Source organism: Bradyrhizobium nitroreducens, from assembly GCF_002776695.1.
Taxonomy (GTDB): Bacteria; Pseudomonadota; Alphaproteobacteria; order Rhizobiales; family Xanthobacteraceae; genus Bradyrhizobium; species Bradyrhizobium nitroreducens.
Genome location: NZ_LFJC01000003.1, coordinates 4,757,926 through 4,775,328 on the forward strand (window position 1 = coordinate 4,757,926; position 17,403 = coordinate 4,775,328).

The window sequence follows — 17,403 nt, forward strand, 5'->3', positions numbered from 1 at the left end:
TTGCGACGGGAGAGCGCCATGCCGGCCGTGCCGAAACACCGCCAGCCCATCATCAATGCCGCGGTGACGCTGTTCCGCCGCCAGGGTTTTGCCCGGACCGGGCTGAACGACATCGTCGACGTCAGCGGGGCGCCCAAGGGCTCGCTCTACCATTACTTTCCGGATGGGAAGTCCTCGATCGCGGTGGCGGCGGTGGAGGAGGCGGGCCGCCGCGTCGCGGCGACGGTCGCCAAGCTCGCGGAGGAGTGCGGCACGACCGCCGACCTGTTGCGAGCGCACGCCAGATTGCTGGCAGGCTGGATGCAGGGCTCCGGCTTTCGCAATGGTTGCCCGATCACGACCGTGCTGCTCGAGCTTGCGCCGCGCGAGCGAGCCGTGTCCGATGCCGGTCGCAAGGCCTATGCGGCGCGATTATCGATCCTGCGCGACAAGCTGCTCGCGGACGGCTTTGCCAGACCTCGCGCCGAAGCGCTGGCCGTGCTCTGCACCTCGGCGCTCCAGGGCGCGTTGATCCAGGCCCGCGTCGAGCGCAGCGGCCGGCCGATCGAGGTCACGGCGGTGGAATTGGCGCGGCTGATCGAGGCGGAGCGGAGGAGCTAGACGCCGAGCCCACGCGCGACAAGCGTGATCACGAGGGTCAGGATCGCGCCCCAGATCAGGCTCAGCGTCATGGTCAGGATGGTCACCGTGACCGCCTGCTCCAGATTTCCCTTGATGAGCGGCATGCTAGCCGTCCGAGGCTGGGCTCGCGGTGACGTGCATGCCCAGCAGCAATGCGCCCATCAACGCGACCAGGATGACGATCTTGAACTCGATCATGTCGTTACCTCCCAAGCCGGGCCAGATGTCGCTTCACCCCGTCCAGCCATCGTGCCGCCAGCGCGACCAGCGGATTTCCCTGGTTGTCGATGTCGAGTTCGAAGGTCCCGGCAGGAAACACCAATGCGCATCGTACCGGCGCGCTCCAGCGGTTGGCGAATTCCATCGCCGAGCTCTTGAACAGGAAGAGGCCGCCGGCACGTCCGTTTGCCTCGCGGGCAACCCAGAGGCCCGCATGGTTATGCCCGATGAAGAAGGCGGGAATGGCGGCACTGACGACATCGGGATCGAGCGGCTTGAGCGCCGTTCCAGCGCCAATGTCGGGCGCCGTCGTTCGTGTCTCCGGCAGGTGGCGTACGGCTTGGAGAGCGATCGCGGCCATGGCGGCCTCCTCACACATCTGCAAGGTCATGATATCTGCCGCGCCGGGTCAGGCGGGCAGACGCCAGACATAGATTGCGGTCCTCAGTGCGATGAGCGCGGTGAGCACGCTGCCCATCGAGAGCAGGGTCAGCGCGCCGAGCGCCAGGCGCTTGAGCTGCGCCTTGCGCGCCGTCAGGATTCGCATCGGGCGCTCCGCCCAGGCGACAGGCTGCTCGAGGCCATGGGTCAGCATCGACATTTTCGGAAGTCCTCGTCTTTGGTGCGGCGAGAGCCGCGCCGATCTGTCCCGTATGATGATGTTCGTGGCGTAGGATTGCGAGATGAGCGTCGGGGCCGCCGTATAGGAATGTCATAAGGAAACCGGACGTCGTGACGGCAAGCCTTTGAAGAGGTCGGCGCGCTGCTTCGATCGAACCTCGGACGGCGCTGGGGCCGAATGCGTGATGCCGATGGCTGCGGCGAAAGCGAGCCGCAGCCGTGGTTCTTCGATCTGGTTGCAGAAATCGTCCAGCGTCGCTTCCGCGTTCCGTTGCTGCCCGTTGATCGCCGCGCTGAGTTTTGAGGTGGTCCGCCGGAAGAAATGCGGGGCATCGTCAAGCTCGCGCCGGCCGCCGAGACGATCGAGCTCCGCGGCAAGCGCCGCAACGTTGAGCCTGTCGGATTCGTCCAGCGTCACTGCAAAGCGCAGCATGGCCAGTTGCCAGGCCCGAAGCAGCCTGCGAGGTCCGTCGGCTGATGGCGCCATGCGACAACCGAATGGCTGCGCCGCGTCAGGCGCCGACGCCATCGATCAGTTCCTCGTCGGCGATCGCGGCGAAGGCTCGCACCATCTCCCGCTGCGCGGCAGCGTCCAGCGGCACGATCGGCAATCTTGTGGCCGGCGACATCAGACCCAGCACGCTCAGGGCGTTCTTGAGCGCCGCCGGGCTGTCCTTGACGAGACAGGCGATGAGCGGAATGAGGCGTTTGTGCAGGTAACGTGCCGATTGCAGCCGTCCCTGCCTGATCTGCGAGAAGATCGTGCGGCACAGGTCGGGGGCGATGTTGGAGATTTCCGAGATCGCGCCGTCGCCGCCATCGGCGATGTAGCCGAAGGCGGTGACGTCGTCGCCGGAAAGAAAGCGGAAGCCGGCTGGCAGCAGCCGGCCCATGCGCATCGGGCGGGTGATGTCGCAGCTTGCATCGCGCAGGCCCACGAACTGGCGGGACTCGACGAGACGCAGAAGCGTCTCGTCGGCGAGCGGGCGCAACGTGCGGGAGGGAATGTCGTGCAGGATCACGGGCAAGCCTGTCGCGCCGGCGATCGCGCGGAAGTGCGCCAGCATCCCCTCCTGCATCGGCTTGTTGTAGGCGGGCACCACCGTCATGACGGCGTCGGCCGCGGCTGCTTCGGCCCGCCGCGCGAGTTCGATGGCATGGCTGGTCGCATTCGACATCGCGCCGGCGATGATCCGTACACGCCCGCGGGCGACATCGACCGCGGTACGAATGACGAGCTCCTGTTCGGCCGGCGAGAGCGTCGGCGCCTCGCCAGCGGTCTCGCAGACCACCAGCGCAGGAACGCCGGCCGCGATCTGGCGCTCGCAAAGAGCTGCGAACGCCTTGAGGTCGATCGTACCCGCCGCTTCGAACGGAGTAGGCATGTCCGGGATGAAGCCGGTGAACCACGCTGAGGGGGGAGTGAACATGGCTTTTCGCTTGTCTGCGCCCGCTCAGGCGGCGCGGCGTGCGTTGTTGCTGCGTGGGCTCTTGCCCATGTCGAGCTCGATCTCGCGCGGCAGCTCGACGATGGTTTCGGGATGCTGGCCGTTCTCGAACAGTGCGTATTTGATGGCCTGGGCGCGGCTGACGAACAGGCCGCCATAGAGCCCGTTCTGTTCCTGCGCGACCCACTGTCCGCTATGATTGCGGCCGATGAAGACGATGGTCGAGGGCGAGCTGCACGAGGGAGGTTCAACGAGTTTCACGGATGTGTTCCTTCCGATTGACGGAGGTAGCGGGCATGTCCCGCAACCGTCCGATCAATATCGTTTCAAGCTGATATGATTTCGAGTGAGGCTGCGCGGCGATCTCATAAGCGCGCCATAAAGGCCAGCGATCAGCTCATCCCATCGACCACATGAACCAGCGCGAACAGCGCGCCGAACGAAGCGCATTCGTCCCAATGGTTGAGGGCGGCCCCGAACGGCGGCTCGCGCCGCAGAAGGGCGACAGCCGCACACAGGATGATGGACATCCAGAGCAGGGCTTTGAGGCTCCGTCCGAAGCCGATGCTGCCGAACGCGGCAAACCCGGAGAGGAGTACGACGCGGACGGCAAAGCGCGCGATCACCCGTGACGGGCTCAGGGCCGGCGATATGTCCGAAGATCGCGGCAAAGCGCGAACCTCCCGCTGGCTCAGCTGAAATTTTCGCAGCCGACGGGCTCGTAGAACGGGTCCGGAGCAGGCCGCACGGTGGGAACGCTTGGCCGCGCCGTCTCAACGGCCAATGCCTGGACCTCGAGGAAGGCCGACAGCAGCGCGAGCGCCAGGTCGGCGTGCCGAGCCTCCACCGCAGCGTCGAGCCAATCCGGCAACTCGCGCTCGCGCGAGAGTGCGCAATGCCACTCACCCTCGTCATAGGCGATGCGACGGACCTGCCACAGCGGCAGTTCGAGCTCCATCAGCGCCAGCGCGGCGTCGGCCCAGGCCTCCACATCGACCAGGCGCATCACACGCGCGGTGCGCTCGCTCTGTCCGAGTGAGGGGAAGCGCCGGCACACCGTGTTGATGATTTCGAGCATCAGCGGTCGCGACATCGTATGCGCATCGCGCAGACGTTCGCTGAGTGATGACGGATCATAGCGTCGGAGAGCGGCGGTCATGTCAGGCCTCCCGGAATTGGTGTCGGTCAGTCGGCCGGCCTCCCCAAAATGGCTGAAAGGGCATTTGAAAACGAGATGAGAAAGGGATGGAAAGTATAGGGATTTCATAAGTGTGGGGATGGGGCGGGGAGGGGGCGCGATGGACCGCCTCGCGTCGCGCGCGGCCTTCGGCCGGCGCCACCAGCCCCGCCTTTATGAGATTCCTATAACTTCGCCATAGCCCTCATCTCGAAAACCTATGTCCGCGGTGGCACTTGAACGCGGTGAAAGTTCCGGCCAGGAGCCGCGTTGCGCATGATCCATCGCAAGCGGACTGCTGGAAAACAAAGACACAGTTGCCTCCTTGGCGGAGTGCAACGAGGAGTATCCCCATGATGGACATTCTGATGCTGGCGCTGGGCTTCGCGTTCTTCGCCCTTGCGATCGGCTACACCTATGCCTGCGAACGGCTGTGACGGAGCGGATCATGATCTTCGATTATTTGCTCGCCGGTGCCGTGTCGCTTGGCCTCCTGATCTACCTCACTTATGCGCTGCTGCGGCCCGAGCGGTTCTGACCCGTGCTGCTGATTGTCGAACTGCTGCTGGCCGACGCTGCGCTCGTCGCCTGCCTGCTTGCGTTGTTCCTGCCGCTTCTACGGCGGACACAAAGTCTGAAGGGTTAATGCCATGACTGTGATCGGTTGGCTCCAGATCATTCTTTTCTGCGTCATCATCGTCGCACTGACCAAGCCGCTCGGCTGGTACATGACGCGCGTGTTCAACGGCGAGCGCACGTTCCTGTCGCCGGTGCTGCGGCCGATCGAGGCCGGCATCTACTGGATTTCCGGCGTCGACGAGAAGCGCGAGCAACACTGGGTGACCTACACGGTCGCCATGCTGCTGTTTCACGTCGGCGGCTTCCTCATCATCTACGGCGTGATGCGGCTCCAGGCCGTGCTGCCGTTCAACCCGGCCGGGCAGGGCGCGGTCGCGGAGGATCTGTCCTTCAACACGGCGATCTCGTTCATCACCAACACCAACTGGCAGAACTATGGTGGCGAAAGCACGCTGTCCTATCTGACCCAGATGGTCGGCCTGACGCACCAGAACTTCCTCTCGGCGGCGACCGGCATTGTGCTGGCGGTGGCGCTGATCCGCGGCTTTGCGCGCGCATCGATGCGCACGGTCGGCAATTTCTGGGTCGACGTGACCCGTTGCACCCTCTATGTCCTGCTGCCGATCTGTGTGGTGTTCACGCTGTTCCTGGTCTCGCAAGGCATGCCGCAGACACTTGGCGATTATGTCGAGGCCACTACGCTCGAAGGCGCCAAGCAGACCATCGCGGTTGGCCCGGTGGCGTCCCAGGTCGCGATCAAGATGCTCGGCACCAATGGCGGCGGCTTCTTCAACGCCAATGCCGCGCATCCGTTCGAGAACCCGACCGCGCTGTCGAATTTCGTGCAGATGCTGTCGATCTTCCTGCTCGGCGCGGCGCTGACCAACGTGTTCGGCCGCATGGTCGGCAACCAGCGCCAGGGCTGGGCCATCCTCGCCGTGATGGGCGTGCTGTTCCTGGCCGGTGTCGCCGTCACCTATTGGGCGGAAGCCAGCGGCACCTCGACGCTGCATGCGCTCGGCCTGACCGGCAACATGGAGGGCAAGGAAGTCCGCTTCGGCATCGTCGCGTCCTCGCTGTTCGCCGTGATCACCACGGCCGCTTCCTGCGGCGCGGTCAACGCGATGCATGACAGCTTCACCGCGCTCGGTGGCATGATCCCGCTGATCAACATCGAGCTCGGCGAGATCATCGTCGGTGGCGTCGGCGCCGGCATGTACGGCATGCTGCTGTTCGTGATCCTCGCGATCTTCGTCGCAGGCCTGATGGTCGGCCGCACGCCGGAATATGTCGGCAAGAAGATCGAGGCGCGCGAGGTCAAGATGGCGATGCTCGCGATCCTGATCCTGCCGCTGATGATCCTGGGCTGGTCGGCCGTCGCGGTCGTGTTGCCGACGGGCGTCGCCTCGATGGCCAATGCCGGCCCGCACGGCTTCACCGAGGTGCTCTATGCCTACTCATCGCAGACCGGCAACAACGGCTCGGCCTTTGCAGGGCTTACCGGCAATACGCTGTTCTACAATCTGACGGGCGCATCCGCGATGTTCGTCGGCCGCTTTCTGATGATCGTTCCGGCCATGGCGATCGCGGGCGCGCTCGCCGAGAAGAAATCCATCCCGCCGTCGATGGGCACGTTCCCCACCACCGGCGGCCTGTTCGTCGGCCTCGTGGTCGGCGTCATCCTGATCATGGGCGGCCTGACCTTCTTCCCGGCGCTTGCCCTCGGTCCCATCGTCGAGCATCTCGCGATGAATGCCGGCAACGTCTTCTGATCCAGATCTCTCGGAGTGACCTCCATGGAACCAGTTTCTAAAGCCAACAAGCGCATGCCGGTCTCGGCCATGCTGGATCCCAAGATCGTGTTGCCGGCCATCGGCGCGGCGTTCGCCAAGCTCGATCCGCGGTCCATGATCAAGAATCCCGTGATGTTCGTGGTCGAGATCGTGGCCGCGCTCACCACCGTGATTTTTCTGCGCGATCTCGTCACCGGCGGCGAGGGCCTCGGCTTCACCTTCCAGATCATCCTCTGGCTGTGGTTCACGGTGCTGTTCGCCAATCTTGCCGAAGCCGTCGCCGAAGGCCGCGGCAAGGCGCAGGCCGAGTCGCTGCGCAAGACGCGGACCGAGAGCCAGGCCAAGCTCCTGACCGGTGCCGGACAGGACGTCAAGCTCGTGCCGGGCACGAGCCTGAAGGTCGGCGATCTCGTGCTGGTCGAGGCCGGCGACACCATTCCCTCCGACGGCGAGGTGATCGAGGGCGTCGCCTCCGTCAACGAGGCCGCCATCACCGGCGAATCTGCGCCCGTCATTCGCGAGTCCGGCGGTGACCGCTCGGCCGTGACCGGCGGCACGCAGGTGCTGTCCGACTGGATCCGCGTCCGCATCACGGCCGCCCAGGGCTCGACCTTCATCGATCGCATGATCAAGCTGGTCGAGGGCGCCGAACGGCAGAAGACGCCGAACGAGATCGCGCTCAACATCCTGCTCGCCGGCCTCACCATCATCTTCGTGTTCGCCACCGTTACCATTCCGAGCTACGCGGCCTATGCCGGCGGCTCGATCTCGGTGATCGTGCTGGTCGCCCTGTTCGTGACGCTGATTCCGACGACGATTGGTGCGCTGTTGTCCGCAATCGGCATCGCCGGCATGGATCGTCTGGTGCGCTTCAACGTGCTGGCGATGTCCGGCCGCGCCGTCGAGGCCGCCGGCGACGTCGACACGCTGCTGCTCGACAAGACCGGCACCATCACGCTCGGCAACAGGCAGGCCACCGCGTTCCGCCCCGTGCGCGGCGTGACCGAGCAGGAGCTGGCGGATGCAGCCCAGCTCGCCTCGCTCGCCGACGAGACGCCGGAAGGCCGTTCCATCGTCGTGCTGGCGAAGGAGAAGTACGGCATCCGTGGCCGCGACATGGCCGAGTTAGGTGCCACCTTCATCCCGTTCACGGCGCAGACCCGCATGAGCGGAGTCGATGCCGGCGGCTCGTCGGTGCGCAAGGGCGCGGTCGATGCCATGCTGAACTACGTCAGTGGCGGTGCGCCGCTGGCGGTTGCTTCGGGCAACGCGGCACGGGCAATCCAGCCGGCCGCGCTGTCGGATCTCGGCCGCGAGGTTCAGACCATTGCTGATGACATCGCCAAGGCCGGCGGCACGCCGCTTGCTGTGGCCAAGGACGGCAAGCTGCTCGGCGTCATCCAGCTCAAGGACATCGTCAAGGGCGGCATCCGCGAGCGTTTTGCCGAGCTGCGCCGCATGGGCATCCGCACCATCATGATCACCGGCGACAACCCGATGACGGCGGCCGCGATCGCGGCGGAGGCCGGCGTCGACGACTTCCTGGCACAGGCCACGCCCGAGGACAAGCTGAAGCTGATCCGCGACGAGCAGGCCAAGGGCAAGCTGGTTGCGATGTGCGGCGACGGCACCAACGACGCGCCGGCGCTCGCGCAGGCCGACGTCGGTGTCGCCATGAACACCGGCACCCAGGCGGCGCGCGAGGCCGGCAACATGGTCGACCTCGATTCCAACCCGACCAAGCTGATCGAGGTGGTCGAGATCGGCAAGCAGCTGCTGATGACGCGCGGCGCGCTGACGACGTTCTCGATCGCCAACGACGTCGCAAAGTACTTTGCGATCATCCCGGCGATGTTCCTGGCGTTCTACCCGCAGCTCAATGTGCTCAACGTCATGAACCTGTCGAGCCCGCAGAGCGCCATCCTGTCGGCGATCATCTTCAACGCGCTCGTCATCATCGCGCTGATTCCGCTGGCGCTGAAAGGCGTCGCTTACCGTGCAGTCGGCGCCGGCGCGCTGCTCCGCCGCAACCTCTTGATCTACGGCCTCGGCGGCATCGCCATTCCCTTCATCGGTATCAAGGCGATCGACCTCGTCGTCACCGCCTTGCACCTGGCCTAACCCCGTCATCGCGAGCGAAGCGAAGCAATCCAGAGATGCATCCGCGATCGAGAGCCTGAATTGCTTCGTCGCTTCGCTCCTCGCAATGACGGAAGAAACAGGAGACCCAACATGCTCAGAGAAATCCGCCCCGCCATCGTCCTCTTGCTGGTGCTCACCGCCATCACCGGCCTTGCCTATCCGCTCGCGATGACCGGCATCGCCGGCGCGCTCTTCCCCGCGAAGGCGCAAGGCAGCCTGATCGAGAAGGACGGCAAGGTGGTTGGCTCCGCCCTGATCGGACAGGAGTTCAAGGACGACAAATATTTCCACGGCCGCCCCTCGGCGACGCTCGCGCCGGACCCGAATGATTCGACCAAGACGGTGTCCGCGCCCTACAATGCCGCCAATTCGGGCGGCTCCAATCTCGGTCCGACCAGCAAGGCGCTGGCCGACCGGCTGAAGGAGGACGTGGACAAGCTCAAGGGCGAGAATCCGAACGCCGCCGTCCCGGTCGACCTCGTCACCACCTCGGCCAGCGGCCTCGATCCGGATATCTCGCCGGAGGCCGCGGAATTCCAGATCCCCCGCGTGGCCAAGGCCAGGAATATGCCGGAGGAGGCGGTGAAACAGCTTGTGGCTTCCAACATCCAGGGCCGTCTGCTCGGCCTGCTTGGCGAACCCCGGGTTAACGTATTGGCATTGAACCTTGCGCTCGATCGGGTGGCGGCGAAGTAGCGGTCTAGGCTCGCGGCGCGCGGACGATTATAGTTGCCGGCAAAGCCTTCTTCTCCCTCGCCCCGCTTTCGCGGGAGAGGTGAAGGAAGCAGCCGGACAAGACAAATCGAGTAAGCCGTCCTGATGGTCCGAGAGCGCCGCGATCCCGAACAACGACCGTCCCCCGAGGCGCTGCTGGAAGCGGCGCGCCGGGAGGACAGCGTCAGCGGCAAGCTGAAGATCTTCGTCGGCGCCGCCCCCGGCGTCGGCAAGACCTACGAGATGCTGCAAAGCGCTCACGCCAAGCGCAAGGCCGGTATCGACGTCGTGGTCGGCTTTGTCGAAACCCATGGCCGCGCCGAGACCGAGGCGCTGGTGCGCGGGCTCGAAGTCGTCCCGCGCAAGAGGCTCGACTACCGCGGTCAGACGGTCGAAGAGATGGACCTCGACGCCGTGATCGCACGCCGGCCGCAAATCGCGCTGGTCGACGAGCTTGCCCACACCAATGCGACCGGCAGCCGCCATCCCAAGCGCTATCTCGATGTCGAGGAGTTGCTTTCCCACGGTATCGACGTCTACACTGCCGTCAACATCCAGCACATCGAGAGCCTGAACGACGTCGTCGCCCAGATCACCCATGTGCGGGTGCGCGAGACCGTGCCGGATTCGGTGTTCGACCGCGCGGATGCGATTGAGCTGATCGACCTCACGCCCGACGACCTGATCCAGCGGCTGAAGGAGGGCAAGGTCTATGTGCCCAGGCAGGCCGAACGGGCGCTGGAGCACTATTTCTCGCCCGGCAATCTGACGGCATTGCGCGAGCTTGCGCTGCGCCGGACGGCCGAACGGGTCGACGAGCAGCTTCTCACCCACATGCAGGCGAACGCGATTGCCGGTCCCTGGGCTGTGGGCGAGCGCATCCTGGTCTGTGTCAGCGAGGACCCGCGCGCCGCCGGCCTCGTGCGCTACACCAAGCGGCTGGCCGACCGACTGCATGCGCCCTTCACCGCGATCTCGATCGAGACCCGGCGGTCCCTGCAATTGTCCGACGAGGAGCGCGACCGGCTGGCGGACACGCTGCGGCTTGCGGAATCGCTGGGCGGCGAGGCACTGACGATTCCTGCTGTCGGCGGTCGCATAGCCGACGACGTCGTCAATTTCGCCCAAGGCAACAACGTCACCCAGATCGTGATCGGAAAGTCGACCCGCTCGCGCTGGTTCGAGTTGACGCGCGGCTCGGTCGTGCACGATCTGGTTCGTCGTGCCGGCAATATCAGCGTTCATGTCATTCCCGGCGACGAGCTTCCGGCAGGGGACGCGCCCAAGACGGCGGTGCAGACCGCCGCGCGATCCGAGCCATTCAATCCGCTGCCACATCTGAAGGCACTCGGGATCGTGCTGATCGGCCTTGGCGCCGCCAAGCTGATCCAGCCATATTTCGGCATCGAGAATGTCGATCTCGTGCTGCTGACTGCGGTGGTGGCAGTTGCCGTGCGCTATGGTCTGTGGCCGTCCCTGCTGGCGACGGTGGCGGCGTCGCTCTGCTACAATTTCTTCTTCATCCCGCCGATCTACACCTTCACGATCACCGATCCGACGAATGTCGCGGCCTTCGTACTGTTCATGGCGGTGGCGATGATCGTCTCCAATGTCGCGGCGCGCGTGCGCACGCAGGCCGATGCTGCGATCGGCCGTATCAGGACCACCGAGCAGCTCTATGCCTTCAGCCGCAAGCTTGCCGGTACCGCCACGCTCGACGACGTCCTGTGGGCGACCGCCTATCAGATCGCATTGATGCTGAAAGTTCGCGTGGTGCTGTTGCTGCCTGAGGATGGGCTGCTCACGGTGAAATCCGGCTATCCGCCGGAGGACCAGCTCGACCAGGCCGACCTCGCCGCGGCCAATTGGGCCTGGAGCAACGATCGGCCGGCGGGCCGCGGCTCCGACACGCTACCTGGTGCAAAACGGCTGTTCCTGCCGATGCGCACCGGGCGCGGCCCGATCGGCGTCATCGGCATCGACGACGACCGCACCGGGCCGCTGCTGACGCCGGACCAGCGCCGGCTGCTGGATGCGCTCGTCGACCAGGGCGCGCTGGCGATCGAGCGTGTGCTGCTGGTCGAGGACATGGACCGCGTCAAGCGAACCGTCGAATCCGAACGGCTTCGCTCCGCGCTCCTGACCTCGATCTCCCACGATTTGAAGACGCCGCTCGCCTCCGTGTTGGGAGCGGCCTCGACCATGCGCGATCTCGCCGGCGCCTTGTCCGACACCGAGAAGCGCGATCTGCTCGCCACCGTCATCGACGAGTCCGAGCGGCTCAACCGCTTCATTGCCAATCTGCTCGACATGACCAAGCTCGAATCCGGCGCCATCGTGCCCAATGCGACGCTGCACGATCTCGGCGAGATCGTCGGCAGCGCGCTGCGGCGCGCCAGCAAGATTCTCACCGCGCACAAGGTCGAGCTGGAGCTGGCCGCCGATCTGCCGATGCTCCTGCTCGATGCCGTGCTGTTCGAGCAGGTGCTGTTCAATCTGCTCGACAATGCCGCCAAATACTCGCCACCCGAGACCACGATCTCGATCCGCGGCCGGCGCGACGGCGGTCATGTCGTGCTTGAGATCGCGGACGAGGGCGCCGGCATTCCGCCCGAGGAGCTCGAGAGCGTGTTCGACAAGTTCTATCGCGTGCAGAAGGGCGATCACGTCCGCCCCGGCACCGGCCTCGGCCTCGCCATCTCCCGCGGCTTCGTCGAGGCAATGCGCGGCACGATCTCGGCCGCCAATCGCAGCGAGCGGAGTGGCGCTGTCCTCACAATCCGTCTTCCCGTTCCGGCAGAAAGCCGCGCATTGGATACCGCCGCATGAGCGCTGCTCCGATCAAGGTCCTGGTCATCGACGACGAGCCGCCGATCCGAAAATTGCTGCGGATGGGGCTGACGACGCAAGGCTACGAAATCCTGGAGGCGTCGAACGGAAAGACCGCGCTGGAGAAGCTTGCCGAAGGACCGGCACTGATCATCCTCGACCTCGGCCTGCCCGACGTTCAGGGACACGAGCTGCTGCGCACCATCCGCGCCCGGAACGAAGGCGTGCCGATCGTGGTGCTGTCGAGCCGCGGCGACGAAGCCGGCAAGGTTCAGGCGCTCGATCTCGGCGCCGACGATTATCTGACAAAGCCGTTCGGTATGGACGAGCTCCTGGCGCGCCTGCGCGCTGCGCTGCGCCACCAGCTTCAGGTCAAGGGCGAGCGCCCGGTGTTCCGCACCGGCGATCTCTCGGTCGATCTCGTCCGCCGCATCGTCAAGGTCGGGGATCGTGACGTGAAGCTCTCGCCGAAGGAATATGATCTGTTGCGCGTGCTGGTGCAGCACGCCGGCAAGGTGCTCACCCACCGCTTCCTGCTCAGGGAGCTCTGGGACGAGCTGACCGACGCGCAATATCTGCGCGTCTATGTCCGCCAGCTCCGCCAGAAGATCGAAGCCGATCCGGAGCGGCCGCAATATGTGCTGACCGAGACGGGGATCGGGTACCGGCTGAAGGCGGGGGATTGATCTAGCTGTCGTTCCGGGGCGATGCGAAGCATCGAGCCCGGAACCTCGAGATTCCGGGTTCGCCTCTTCGAGGCGCCCCGGAATGACGGTGGGGTTGCTAGCCCGCCTTCCTGTGCCGCGCCGTCGACCGGTGCGCTTTCTTCGCAGCCGGCCGTCGCCCGGTGGCACGGCGCGCGTGCGACTTCGCCGTCTTCTTCCCGCCACCGCCCTTCAGGCTCTGCTTCAGCGCGTCCATCAGACTGACGACGTTGCTTGGCCGCTCCTCGGGGGCGGGCAATTCGATCTTCTTGCCGCTGGCCTTGCGCTTCACCAGCGCCTTCAGCGCGGTCTCGTAGTCGTCCTTGAACTTGCCGGGGTCGAAATGCGCTGCCTTGGTGTGCAGGATGTGGCCGGCGAGCTCGACCATGTCCTTGGTGATCTTCGGGCTCTTGATGTCGTCGAAGAACTGGTCCTCGTCGCGCAGCTCGTAAGGAAAGCGCAGCGTGGTGCCGAGCAGGCCCTTGCCGAGCGGCTCGATCGCCATGACGTGCTCGCGGTTGGTGAGCACGATCTTGGCGAGCGCCACGCGCTCCTGGTCCTTCATGGCGTCGCGGATCACGGCGAAGGCGTCGACCGCCGCCTTGCCGTCGGGCGCGATGTAGTAGGGATGGTTGAGGTAGCGCTGGTCGATCTCCTCGCTCGGCACGAAGCTCTCGATGTCGATGGTGTGGTTGCTCTCGATCTGCACCGCCTCGAGCTCCTCCGGCTCGATCTCGACATATCTGCCCTTGCGCAACTCATAGCCGCGGCCCTTCTGGTCGCTCTCGACGACGTCGCCGGTCTCGGAATCGATCATCTGCTGCTTGAGCCGGTTGCCGGTTTCCCGATTGATCAAGTGAAACCGCGTCTTCTCGGCCGCCGTGGTCGCGGGATAGAGCACGACGGGGCAGCTGACCAGCGACAGCTTCAACGTTCCCTTCCAATAGGCGCGCGGGGCCATTCCATTCTCCAGCGTTTTCAAGGCGTTTTGGAACCCCAACCCTCCCGCAGGGTTTTGGTTCCGGATGGGACTTTGGCCGTGATAGGCTCAATGCCGAAAGAGAAGCGGGACCAGTCGTGCTGCAGAAACTCTCGACCTACCGAAAGAAGCGTGACTTCGAGAAGACGCCAGAGCCATCGGGCAAGACAGCGGTGGCGCCATCGAAGCAGCGGCGTTTCGTGATCCAAAAGCACGATGCCAGCCGGCTGCATTACGATCTCAGGCTCGAGCTTGACGGTGTCTTCAAGTCCTGGGCCGTGACGAAGGGGCCCTCGCTCGATCCGCACGACAAGCGCCTGGCGGTCGAGGTTGAAGACCATCCGCTCGACTATGGCGATTTCGAAGGAACGATTCCGGAAGGGCAATATGGCGGCGGCACGGTGATGCTGTGGGATCGCGGCACCTGGGAGTGCGACGATCCGGAAGCCGGCTTCAAGAAGGGCGATTTGAAGTTCACCCTTCATGGCGACAAGCTGCACGGAAGCTGGGTGTTGGTGCGCATGCGCAACGACCGCAGCGGCGGCAAGCGCACCAACTGGCTCCTGATCAAGCATCGCGACGAATACGTCCGCGAAGGCAAGGACAACGACATCCTCGAGGAGGACAGGTCGGTCGCCTCTGGCCGTGCGATGGAGCAGATCGCCGAGGGCAAGGGCCGAGCGCCAAGGCCGTTCATGCTGGCGAAGGGCACCAAGGGCAAGGCCGACGCGGTCTGGCAATCCAACCGGGCCGAGGAAGCCAAAAGGCACATGGTCAAGCCGGCCCGGCGCACGGCGGCGAAGGACGGCAAGCCCGTCAAGAGCAAGGCGGTGAAGAAGAAAGCGACGACGGCGACGAACGCCAGGAAGGTTGCGGAGATGCCGGACTTCGTGGCGCCGCAGCTCTGCACGATCGTGGAGCGGCCGCCAGCCGGTGAGGGCTGGTGCCACGAGATCAAGTTCGACGGCTATCGCGTGCAGCTTCGGGTCGAGGACGGCGAGGCAACGCTGAAGACGCGCAAGGGCCTCGACTGGACCGGCAAGTTCGCGGCGATCGCGAAAGAGGCGGGGTCGCTCCCGGACGTGATGATCGACGGCGAGATCGTCGCGCTCGACCACAACGGCGCACCGAATTTCTCCTCGCTTCAGGCTGCATTGTCGGATGGCAAGACCGACGAGCTGATCTTCTTCGCCTTCGACCTGCTATTCGCCGAGGGGCAAGATTATCGCCGCTCGCCGCTCGGCGAACGCAAGGCGCAGCTGAAGAAGCTGCTGGGGGCGCGCAAGCGCAAGGCGAGCCAGATCCGCTATGTCGAGCATTTCGAAAGCGGCGGCGATGCGGTGCTGCAATCGGCCTGCAAGCTCGAGCTCGAAGGCGTGGTCTCGAAGAAGCTGGACGCCCCTTATCGCTCCGGCCGCACCGAGAGCTGGACCAAGGCCAAGTGCCGCGCCGGTCATGAGGTCGTGATCGGCGGCTGGAAGACCACCAACGGCAAATTCCGCTCGCTGATGGCGGGCGTGCATCGCGGCGATCATCTCGCCTTCGTCGGCATGGTCGGTACTGGTTTTGGTGCCGACAAGGTCAAGCGGATCATGCCGTCGCTGAAGGCCATGGCCGCCAAGGAAAGCCCCTTCGGCGGCAAGAATGCGCCGAAGAAGACGCGCGAGGTGCACTGGCTGAAGCCGGAGCTCGTCGCCGAGATCGAGTTCGCCGGCTTCACCGCGGATGGCAATATCCGCCAGGCCGCGTTCAAGGGCCTGCGGCAGGACAAGCCCGCCGAGGAGGTCGAGGCGGAGACGCCCGTCGACACCGTGCTCGCCGAACCCGCAGCCAGCAAGCGCGCAGCGAAGACGGCCAAGCGATCGACGGACGCTGGCACCGCCGAGGTGATGGGCGTCGTCATCTCCAAGCCGGACAAGGAGCTGTGGCCGGATGGCGGTGACGGCGAGGGCGTGACGAAGCTCGATCTGGCCCGCTATTTCGAGGCGGTCGGGGCCTGGATGATCGCACATCTGACGGGGCGTCCGTGCTCGATCGTGCGTGCGCCCGACGGTATCGGCGGCGAGACATTCTTTCAGCGTCACGCCATGCAGGGCACGTCGAACCTGCTCGAGCTCGCCAAGGTCTCGGGTGATCGTAAGCCTTACTTGCAGATCGACCGCGTCGAAGGGCTCGCCGCCGTCGCGCAGATCGGTGGCGTCGAGCTGCATCCCTGGAATTGCGCGCCAAACGCCTATGATACGCCGGGCCGGCTGGTGTTCGATCTCGATCCGGCGCCGGACGTCGAGTTCGCCGATGTCGTGGATGCCGCCAAAGAGATGCGGCAGCGTCTGACCGCCATTGGCATGGAGAGCTTCTGCAAGACCACGGGCGGCAAGGGCCTGCACGTGGTGGTGCCGCTGCTGCATGGCGCCCGCGAAAAAGCGAGCTGGAAGGAAGCCAAGGCCTTCGCGCAGGGCATCTGCCAGTGGATGGCCGACGACGATCCGGAGCGCTATCTGCTCAACATGTCCAAGAAGCTGCGCAGCGGAAAGATTTTTCTCGACTATCTCCGTAACGACCGGATGTCGACGGCGGTTGCGCCGCTGTCACCGCGGGCCCGCGCGGGAGCGACGGTCTCGATGCCCGTCACGTGGGCTCAGGTGAAGAGCGATCTCGATCCGAAGCGATATACGGTGCGGACAGTGCCGGGCCTGCTGGCGCGCTCGAAGGCGTGGGAAGGGTATGAGGATGCCGCGACCTCGATCAAAGCTGCGATCAAGAAGCTGGCGGGGAAAGTGAAATAGGCCGCAGCTCCGGCCGCAACTCCCGTGGGGTGGGCAAAGCGCAAGCGTGCCCACGATCTTTGTCGTCACGACGGGAAGGTGGGCACGGCGCGTTGCGCCTTTGCCCACCTTACGAGATATCGCCTAGATCCGCCCCAGCAGCAGCAGGATCAGCAGGATGACGATGACGAGCCCGAGGCCGCCGCCGCCGTAATAGCCGGTGCCGTAGAACGGTCCGCCGCCGATGCCGCTGAAGCCGCCAAGCAGGGCGATGACCAGAATGATCAGAATGATCGTGCCGATAGACATGCGAATCTCCTCCAGCCCTTCGTTGAAAGGGTCGTTATAAACCTGTCCCGTTGTGCGAGGGCAACTTGCCGCAGGTTTTAAAGTTCCATCTTTGAAACACGGCCGGCTCATCAACTTGGCATGGAACCATTGGGCGCGCCGCCGGCATGACTATGTGAGTATCCGTCACCATAGGGCAGGGCCATGTCAGCACCGCTTGTTGTTTCAATTCCGCACCGTCTCGGCCGGGAGGAGGCGGTACGCCGGCTCAAGACCGGGCTGGGTCGCGCCGCCTCCAGCATTCCCGTGATGCAGGTCGAGGAAGAGCGCTGGACCGGCGACAGCATGGCCTTTCGGATTCGCGCGCTGGGGCAGATCGCGACGGGGCAGGTCGATGTCGGCGATGACCATGTCAAGGTTCAGGTTGTGCTGCCCTGGCTGTTGCAGCGCTTTGCCGAGATGGCGCAGGCCACGATCAAGAAGCGCGGGCAGTTGCTGTTGACCAAGGACGGCGGAACGTGATT

At 64.9% G+C, this 17,403-nt stretch carries 19 protein-coding genes; 9 read left to right on the top strand and 10 right to left on the bottom strand.

The window, feature by feature from the left end; translation table 11 throughout:
* The first annotated feature begins 18 nt into the window (after positions 1–18).
* Positions 19–600: a TetR/AcrR family transcriptional regulator gene (locus TSA1_RS22980; protein ID WP_100178318.1), complete on the top strand. Its 582-nt coding sequence runs from the start codon at positions 19–21 to the stop codon at positions 598–600.
* On the opposite strand, the gene TSA1_RS40945 is transcribed toward TSA1_RS22980, so the two are convergent.
* The 8 genes from TSA1_RS40945 to TSA1_RS23015 all read right to left on the bottom strand — a co-directional run bounded on the left by TSA1_RS40945 (position 597) and on the right by TSA1_RS23015 (position 4,068).
* Positions 597–725 (bottom strand): hypothetical protein, encoded by a 129-nt coding sequence (locus TSA1_RS40945; protein ID WP_283814382.1) that lies wholly within the window; start codon positions 723–725, stop codon positions 597–599. The genes TSA1_RS22980 and TSA1_RS40945 overlap by 4 nt on opposite strands.
* Before the next feature lie 98 nt (positions 726–823).
* Positions 824–1,201 carry a hypothetical protein gene (locus TSA1_RS22985; protein WP_430649771.1) on the bottom strand — a complete coding sequence of 126 codons (378 nt, stop codon included), beginning with the start codon at positions 1,199–1,201 and terminating at the stop codon, positions 824–826.
* A 48-nt stretch (positions 1,202–1,249) separates the two neighbouring features.
* On the bottom strand, positions 1,250–1,441 hold the full coding sequence (locus tag TSA1_RS22990) for a hypothetical protein (protein ID WP_100178320.1): 192 nt from the start codon (positions 1,439–1,441) through the stop codon (positions 1,250–1,252).
* Between the two features lie 111 nt (positions 1,442–1,552).
* Positions 1,553–1,894, bottom strand: coding sequence for a hypothetical protein (locus TSA1_RS22995; protein ID WP_245448396.1), 342 nt, complete (start codon positions 1,892–1,894; stop codon positions 1,553–1,555).
* 79 nt (positions 1,895–1,973) lie between these two features.
* Positions 1,974–2,891: a 4-hydroxy-tetrahydrodipicolinate synthase gene (gene dapA / locus TSA1_RS23000; RefSeq protein WP_100178321.1), complete on the bottom strand. Its 918-nt coding sequence runs from the start codon at positions 2,889–2,891 to the stop codon at positions 1,974–1,976.
* A gap of 24 nt (positions 2,892–2,915) precedes the next feature.
* Positions 2,916–3,170 carry a hypothetical protein gene (locus tag TSA1_RS23005; protein ID WP_174719034.1) on the bottom strand — a complete coding sequence of 85 codons (255 nt, stop codon included), beginning with the start codon at positions 3,168–3,170 and terminating at the stop codon, positions 2,916–2,918.
* A gap of 131 nt (positions 3,171–3,301) precedes the next feature.
* Positions 3,302–3,580 (bottom strand): hypothetical protein, encoded by a 279-nt coding sequence (locus TSA1_RS23010; protein ID WP_174719035.1) that lies wholly within the window; start codon positions 3,578–3,580, stop codon positions 3,302–3,304.
* Positions 3,581–3,600: 20 nt separating this feature from the next.
* Positions 3,601–4,068, bottom strand: a complete 468-nt coding sequence (locus TSA1_RS23015) for a hypothetical protein (RefSeq protein ID WP_174719036.1) — start codon at positions 4,066–4,068, stop codon at positions 3,601–3,603.
* A gap of 466 nt (positions 4,069–4,534) precedes the next feature.
* On the opposite strand from TSA1_RS23015, the gene TSA1_RS23020 reads away from it, so the two are divergent.
* From TSA1_RS23020 to TSA1_RS23045, 6 genes are all read left to right on the top strand, one after another.
* Positions 4,535–4,624 (top strand): K(+)-transporting ATPase subunit F, encoded by a 90-nt coding sequence (locus TSA1_RS23020; protein WP_100181294.1) that lies wholly within the window; start codon positions 4,535–4,537, stop codon positions 4,622–4,624.
* A 112-nt stretch (positions 4,625–4,736) separates the two neighbouring features.
* Positions 4,737–6,437, top strand: coding sequence for a potassium-transporting ATPase subunit KdpA (gene kdpA / locus TSA1_RS23025; RefSeq protein ID WP_100178324.1), 1,701 nt, complete (start codon positions 4,737–4,739; stop codon positions 6,435–6,437).
* A gap of 24 nt (positions 6,438–6,461) precedes the next feature.
* Positions 6,462–8,579: a potassium-transporting ATPase subunit KdpB gene (gene kdpB / locus TSA1_RS23030; protein WP_100178325.1), complete on the top strand. Its 2,118-nt coding sequence runs from the start codon at positions 6,462–6,464 to the stop codon at positions 8,577–8,579.
* Positions 8,580–8,690: 111 nt separating this feature from the next.
* Positions 8,691–9,296, top strand: coding sequence for a K(+)-transporting ATPase subunit C (locus TSA1_RS23035; RefSeq protein WP_100178326.1), 606 nt, complete (start codon positions 8,691–8,693; stop codon positions 9,294–9,296).
* A gap of 123 nt (positions 9,297–9,419) precedes the next feature.
* Positions 9,420–12,143 carry a sensor histidine kinase gene (locus TSA1_RS23040; RefSeq protein WP_100178327.1) on the top strand — a complete coding sequence of 908 codons (2,724 nt, stop codon included), beginning with the start codon at positions 9,420–9,422 and terminating at the stop codon, positions 12,141–12,143.
* Complete coding sequence (locus tag TSA1_RS23045) at positions 12,140–12,829, top strand: response regulator (RefSeq protein ID WP_100178328.1); 690 nt, start codon at positions 12,140–12,142, stop codon at positions 12,827–12,829. Before TSA1_RS23040 ends, TSA1_RS23045 begins: the two co-directional genes overlap by 4 nt.
* Before the next feature lie 97 nt (positions 12,830–12,926).
* On the opposite strand, the gene ku is transcribed toward TSA1_RS23045, so the two are convergent.
* The gene (gene ku, locus TSA1_RS23050; protein ID WP_100178329.1) at positions 12,927–13,808 is read right to left on the bottom strand and encodes a non-homologous end joining protein Ku; all 882 of its coding nucleotides are present in this window, start codon (positions 13,806–13,808) and stop codon (positions 12,927–12,929) included.
* A 116-nt stretch (positions 13,809–13,924) separates the two neighbouring features.
* Between ku and ligD the strand changes: the two genes are divergently transcribed.
* Entirely contained in the window at positions 13,925–16,612 is a 2,688-nt protein-coding gene (gene ligD / locus TSA1_RS23055; protein WP_100178330.1) for a DNA ligase D, read from the top strand.
* A gap of 123 nt (positions 16,613–16,735) precedes the next feature.
* Here the strand turns inward: ligD and TSA1_RS23060 are convergent, their stop codons facing one another.
* Complete coding sequence (locus TSA1_RS23060; RefSeq protein ID WP_007595743.1) at positions 16,736–16,900, bottom strand: DUF3309 family protein; 165 nt, start codon at positions 16,898–16,900, stop codon at positions 16,736–16,738.
* 183 nt (positions 16,901–17,083) lie between these two features.
* On the opposite strand from TSA1_RS23060, the gene TSA1_RS23065 reads away from it, so the two are divergent.
* Positions 17,084–17,401 carry a polyhydroxyalkanoic acid system family protein gene (locus TSA1_RS23065; RefSeq protein WP_100178331.1) on the top strand — a complete coding sequence of 106 codons (318 nt, stop codon included), beginning with the start codon at positions 17,084–17,086 and terminating at the stop codon, positions 17,399–17,401.
* The last annotated feature ends 2 nt before the right edge of the window (positions 17,402–17,403 follow it).

What these genes read in the sequence shown, in the direction of transcription:
- TSA1_RS22980 (WP_100178318.1), top strand. Translation starts at nt 19, where the DNA reads ATGCCGGCCGTGCCGAAACACCGCCAGCCCATCATCAATGCCGCGGTG.
- TSA1_RS40945 (WP_283814382.1), bottom strand. Translation starts at nt 725, where the DNA reads ATGCCGCTCATCAAGGGAAATCTGGAGCAGGCGGTCACGGTGACCATC.
- TSA1_RS22985 (WP_430649771.1), bottom strand. Translation starts at nt 1,201, where the DNA reads ATGGCCGCGATCGCTCTCCAAGCCGTACGCCACCTGCCGGAGACACGA.
- TSA1_RS22990 (WP_100178320.1), bottom strand. Translation starts at nt 1,441, where the DNA reads ATGTCGATGCTGACCCATGGCCTCGAGCAGCCTGTCGCCTGGGCGGAG.
- TSA1_RS22995 (WP_245448396.1), bottom strand. Translation starts at nt 1,894, where the DNA reads ATGCTGCGCTTTGCAGTGACGCTGGACGAATCCGACAGGCTCAACGTT.
- dapA (WP_100178321.1), bottom strand. Translation starts at nt 2,891, where the DNA reads ATGTTCACTCCCCCCTCAGCGTGGTTCACCGGCTTCATCCCGGACATG.
- TSA1_RS23015 (WP_174719036.1), bottom strand. Translation starts at nt 4,068, where the DNA reads ATGACCGCCGCTCTCCGACGCTATGATCCGTCATCACTCAGCGAACGT.
- TSA1_RS23020 (WP_100181294.1), top strand. Translation starts at nt 4,535, where the DNA reads ATGATCTTCGATTATTTGCTCGCCGGTGCCGTGTCGCTTGGCCTCCTG.
- kdpA (WP_100178324.1), top strand. Translation starts at nt 4,737, where the DNA reads ATGACTGTGATCGGTTGGCTCCAGATCATTCTTTTCTGCGTCATCATC.
- kdpB (WP_100178325.1), top strand. Translation starts at nt 6,462, where the DNA reads ATGGAACCAGTTTCTAAAGCCAACAAGCGCATGCCGGTCTCGGCCATG.
- TSA1_RS23035 (WP_100178326.1), top strand. Translation starts at nt 8,691, where the DNA reads ATGCTCAGAGAAATCCGCCCCGCCATCGTCCTCTTGCTGGTGCTCACC.
- TSA1_RS23040 (WP_100178327.1), top strand. Translation starts at nt 9,420, where the DNA reads ATGGTCCGAGAGCGCCGCGATCCCGAACAACGACCGTCCCCCGAGGCG.
- TSA1_RS23045 (WP_100178328.1), top strand. Translation starts at nt 12,140, where the DNA reads ATGAGCGCTGCTCCGATCAAGGTCCTGGTCATCGACGACGAGCCGCCG.
- ku (WP_100178329.1), bottom strand. Translation starts at nt 13,808, where the DNA reads ATGGCCCCGCGCGCCTATTGGAAGGGAACGTTGAAGCTGTCGCTGGTC.
- TSA1_RS23060 (WP_007595743.1), bottom strand. Translation starts at nt 16,900, where the DNA reads ATGTCTATCGGCACGATCATTCTGATCATTCTGGTCATCGCCCTGCTT.
- TSA1_RS23065 (WP_100178331.1), top strand. Translation starts at nt 17,084, where the DNA reads ATGTCAGCACCGCTTGTTGTTTCAATTCCGCACCGTCTCGGCCGGGAG.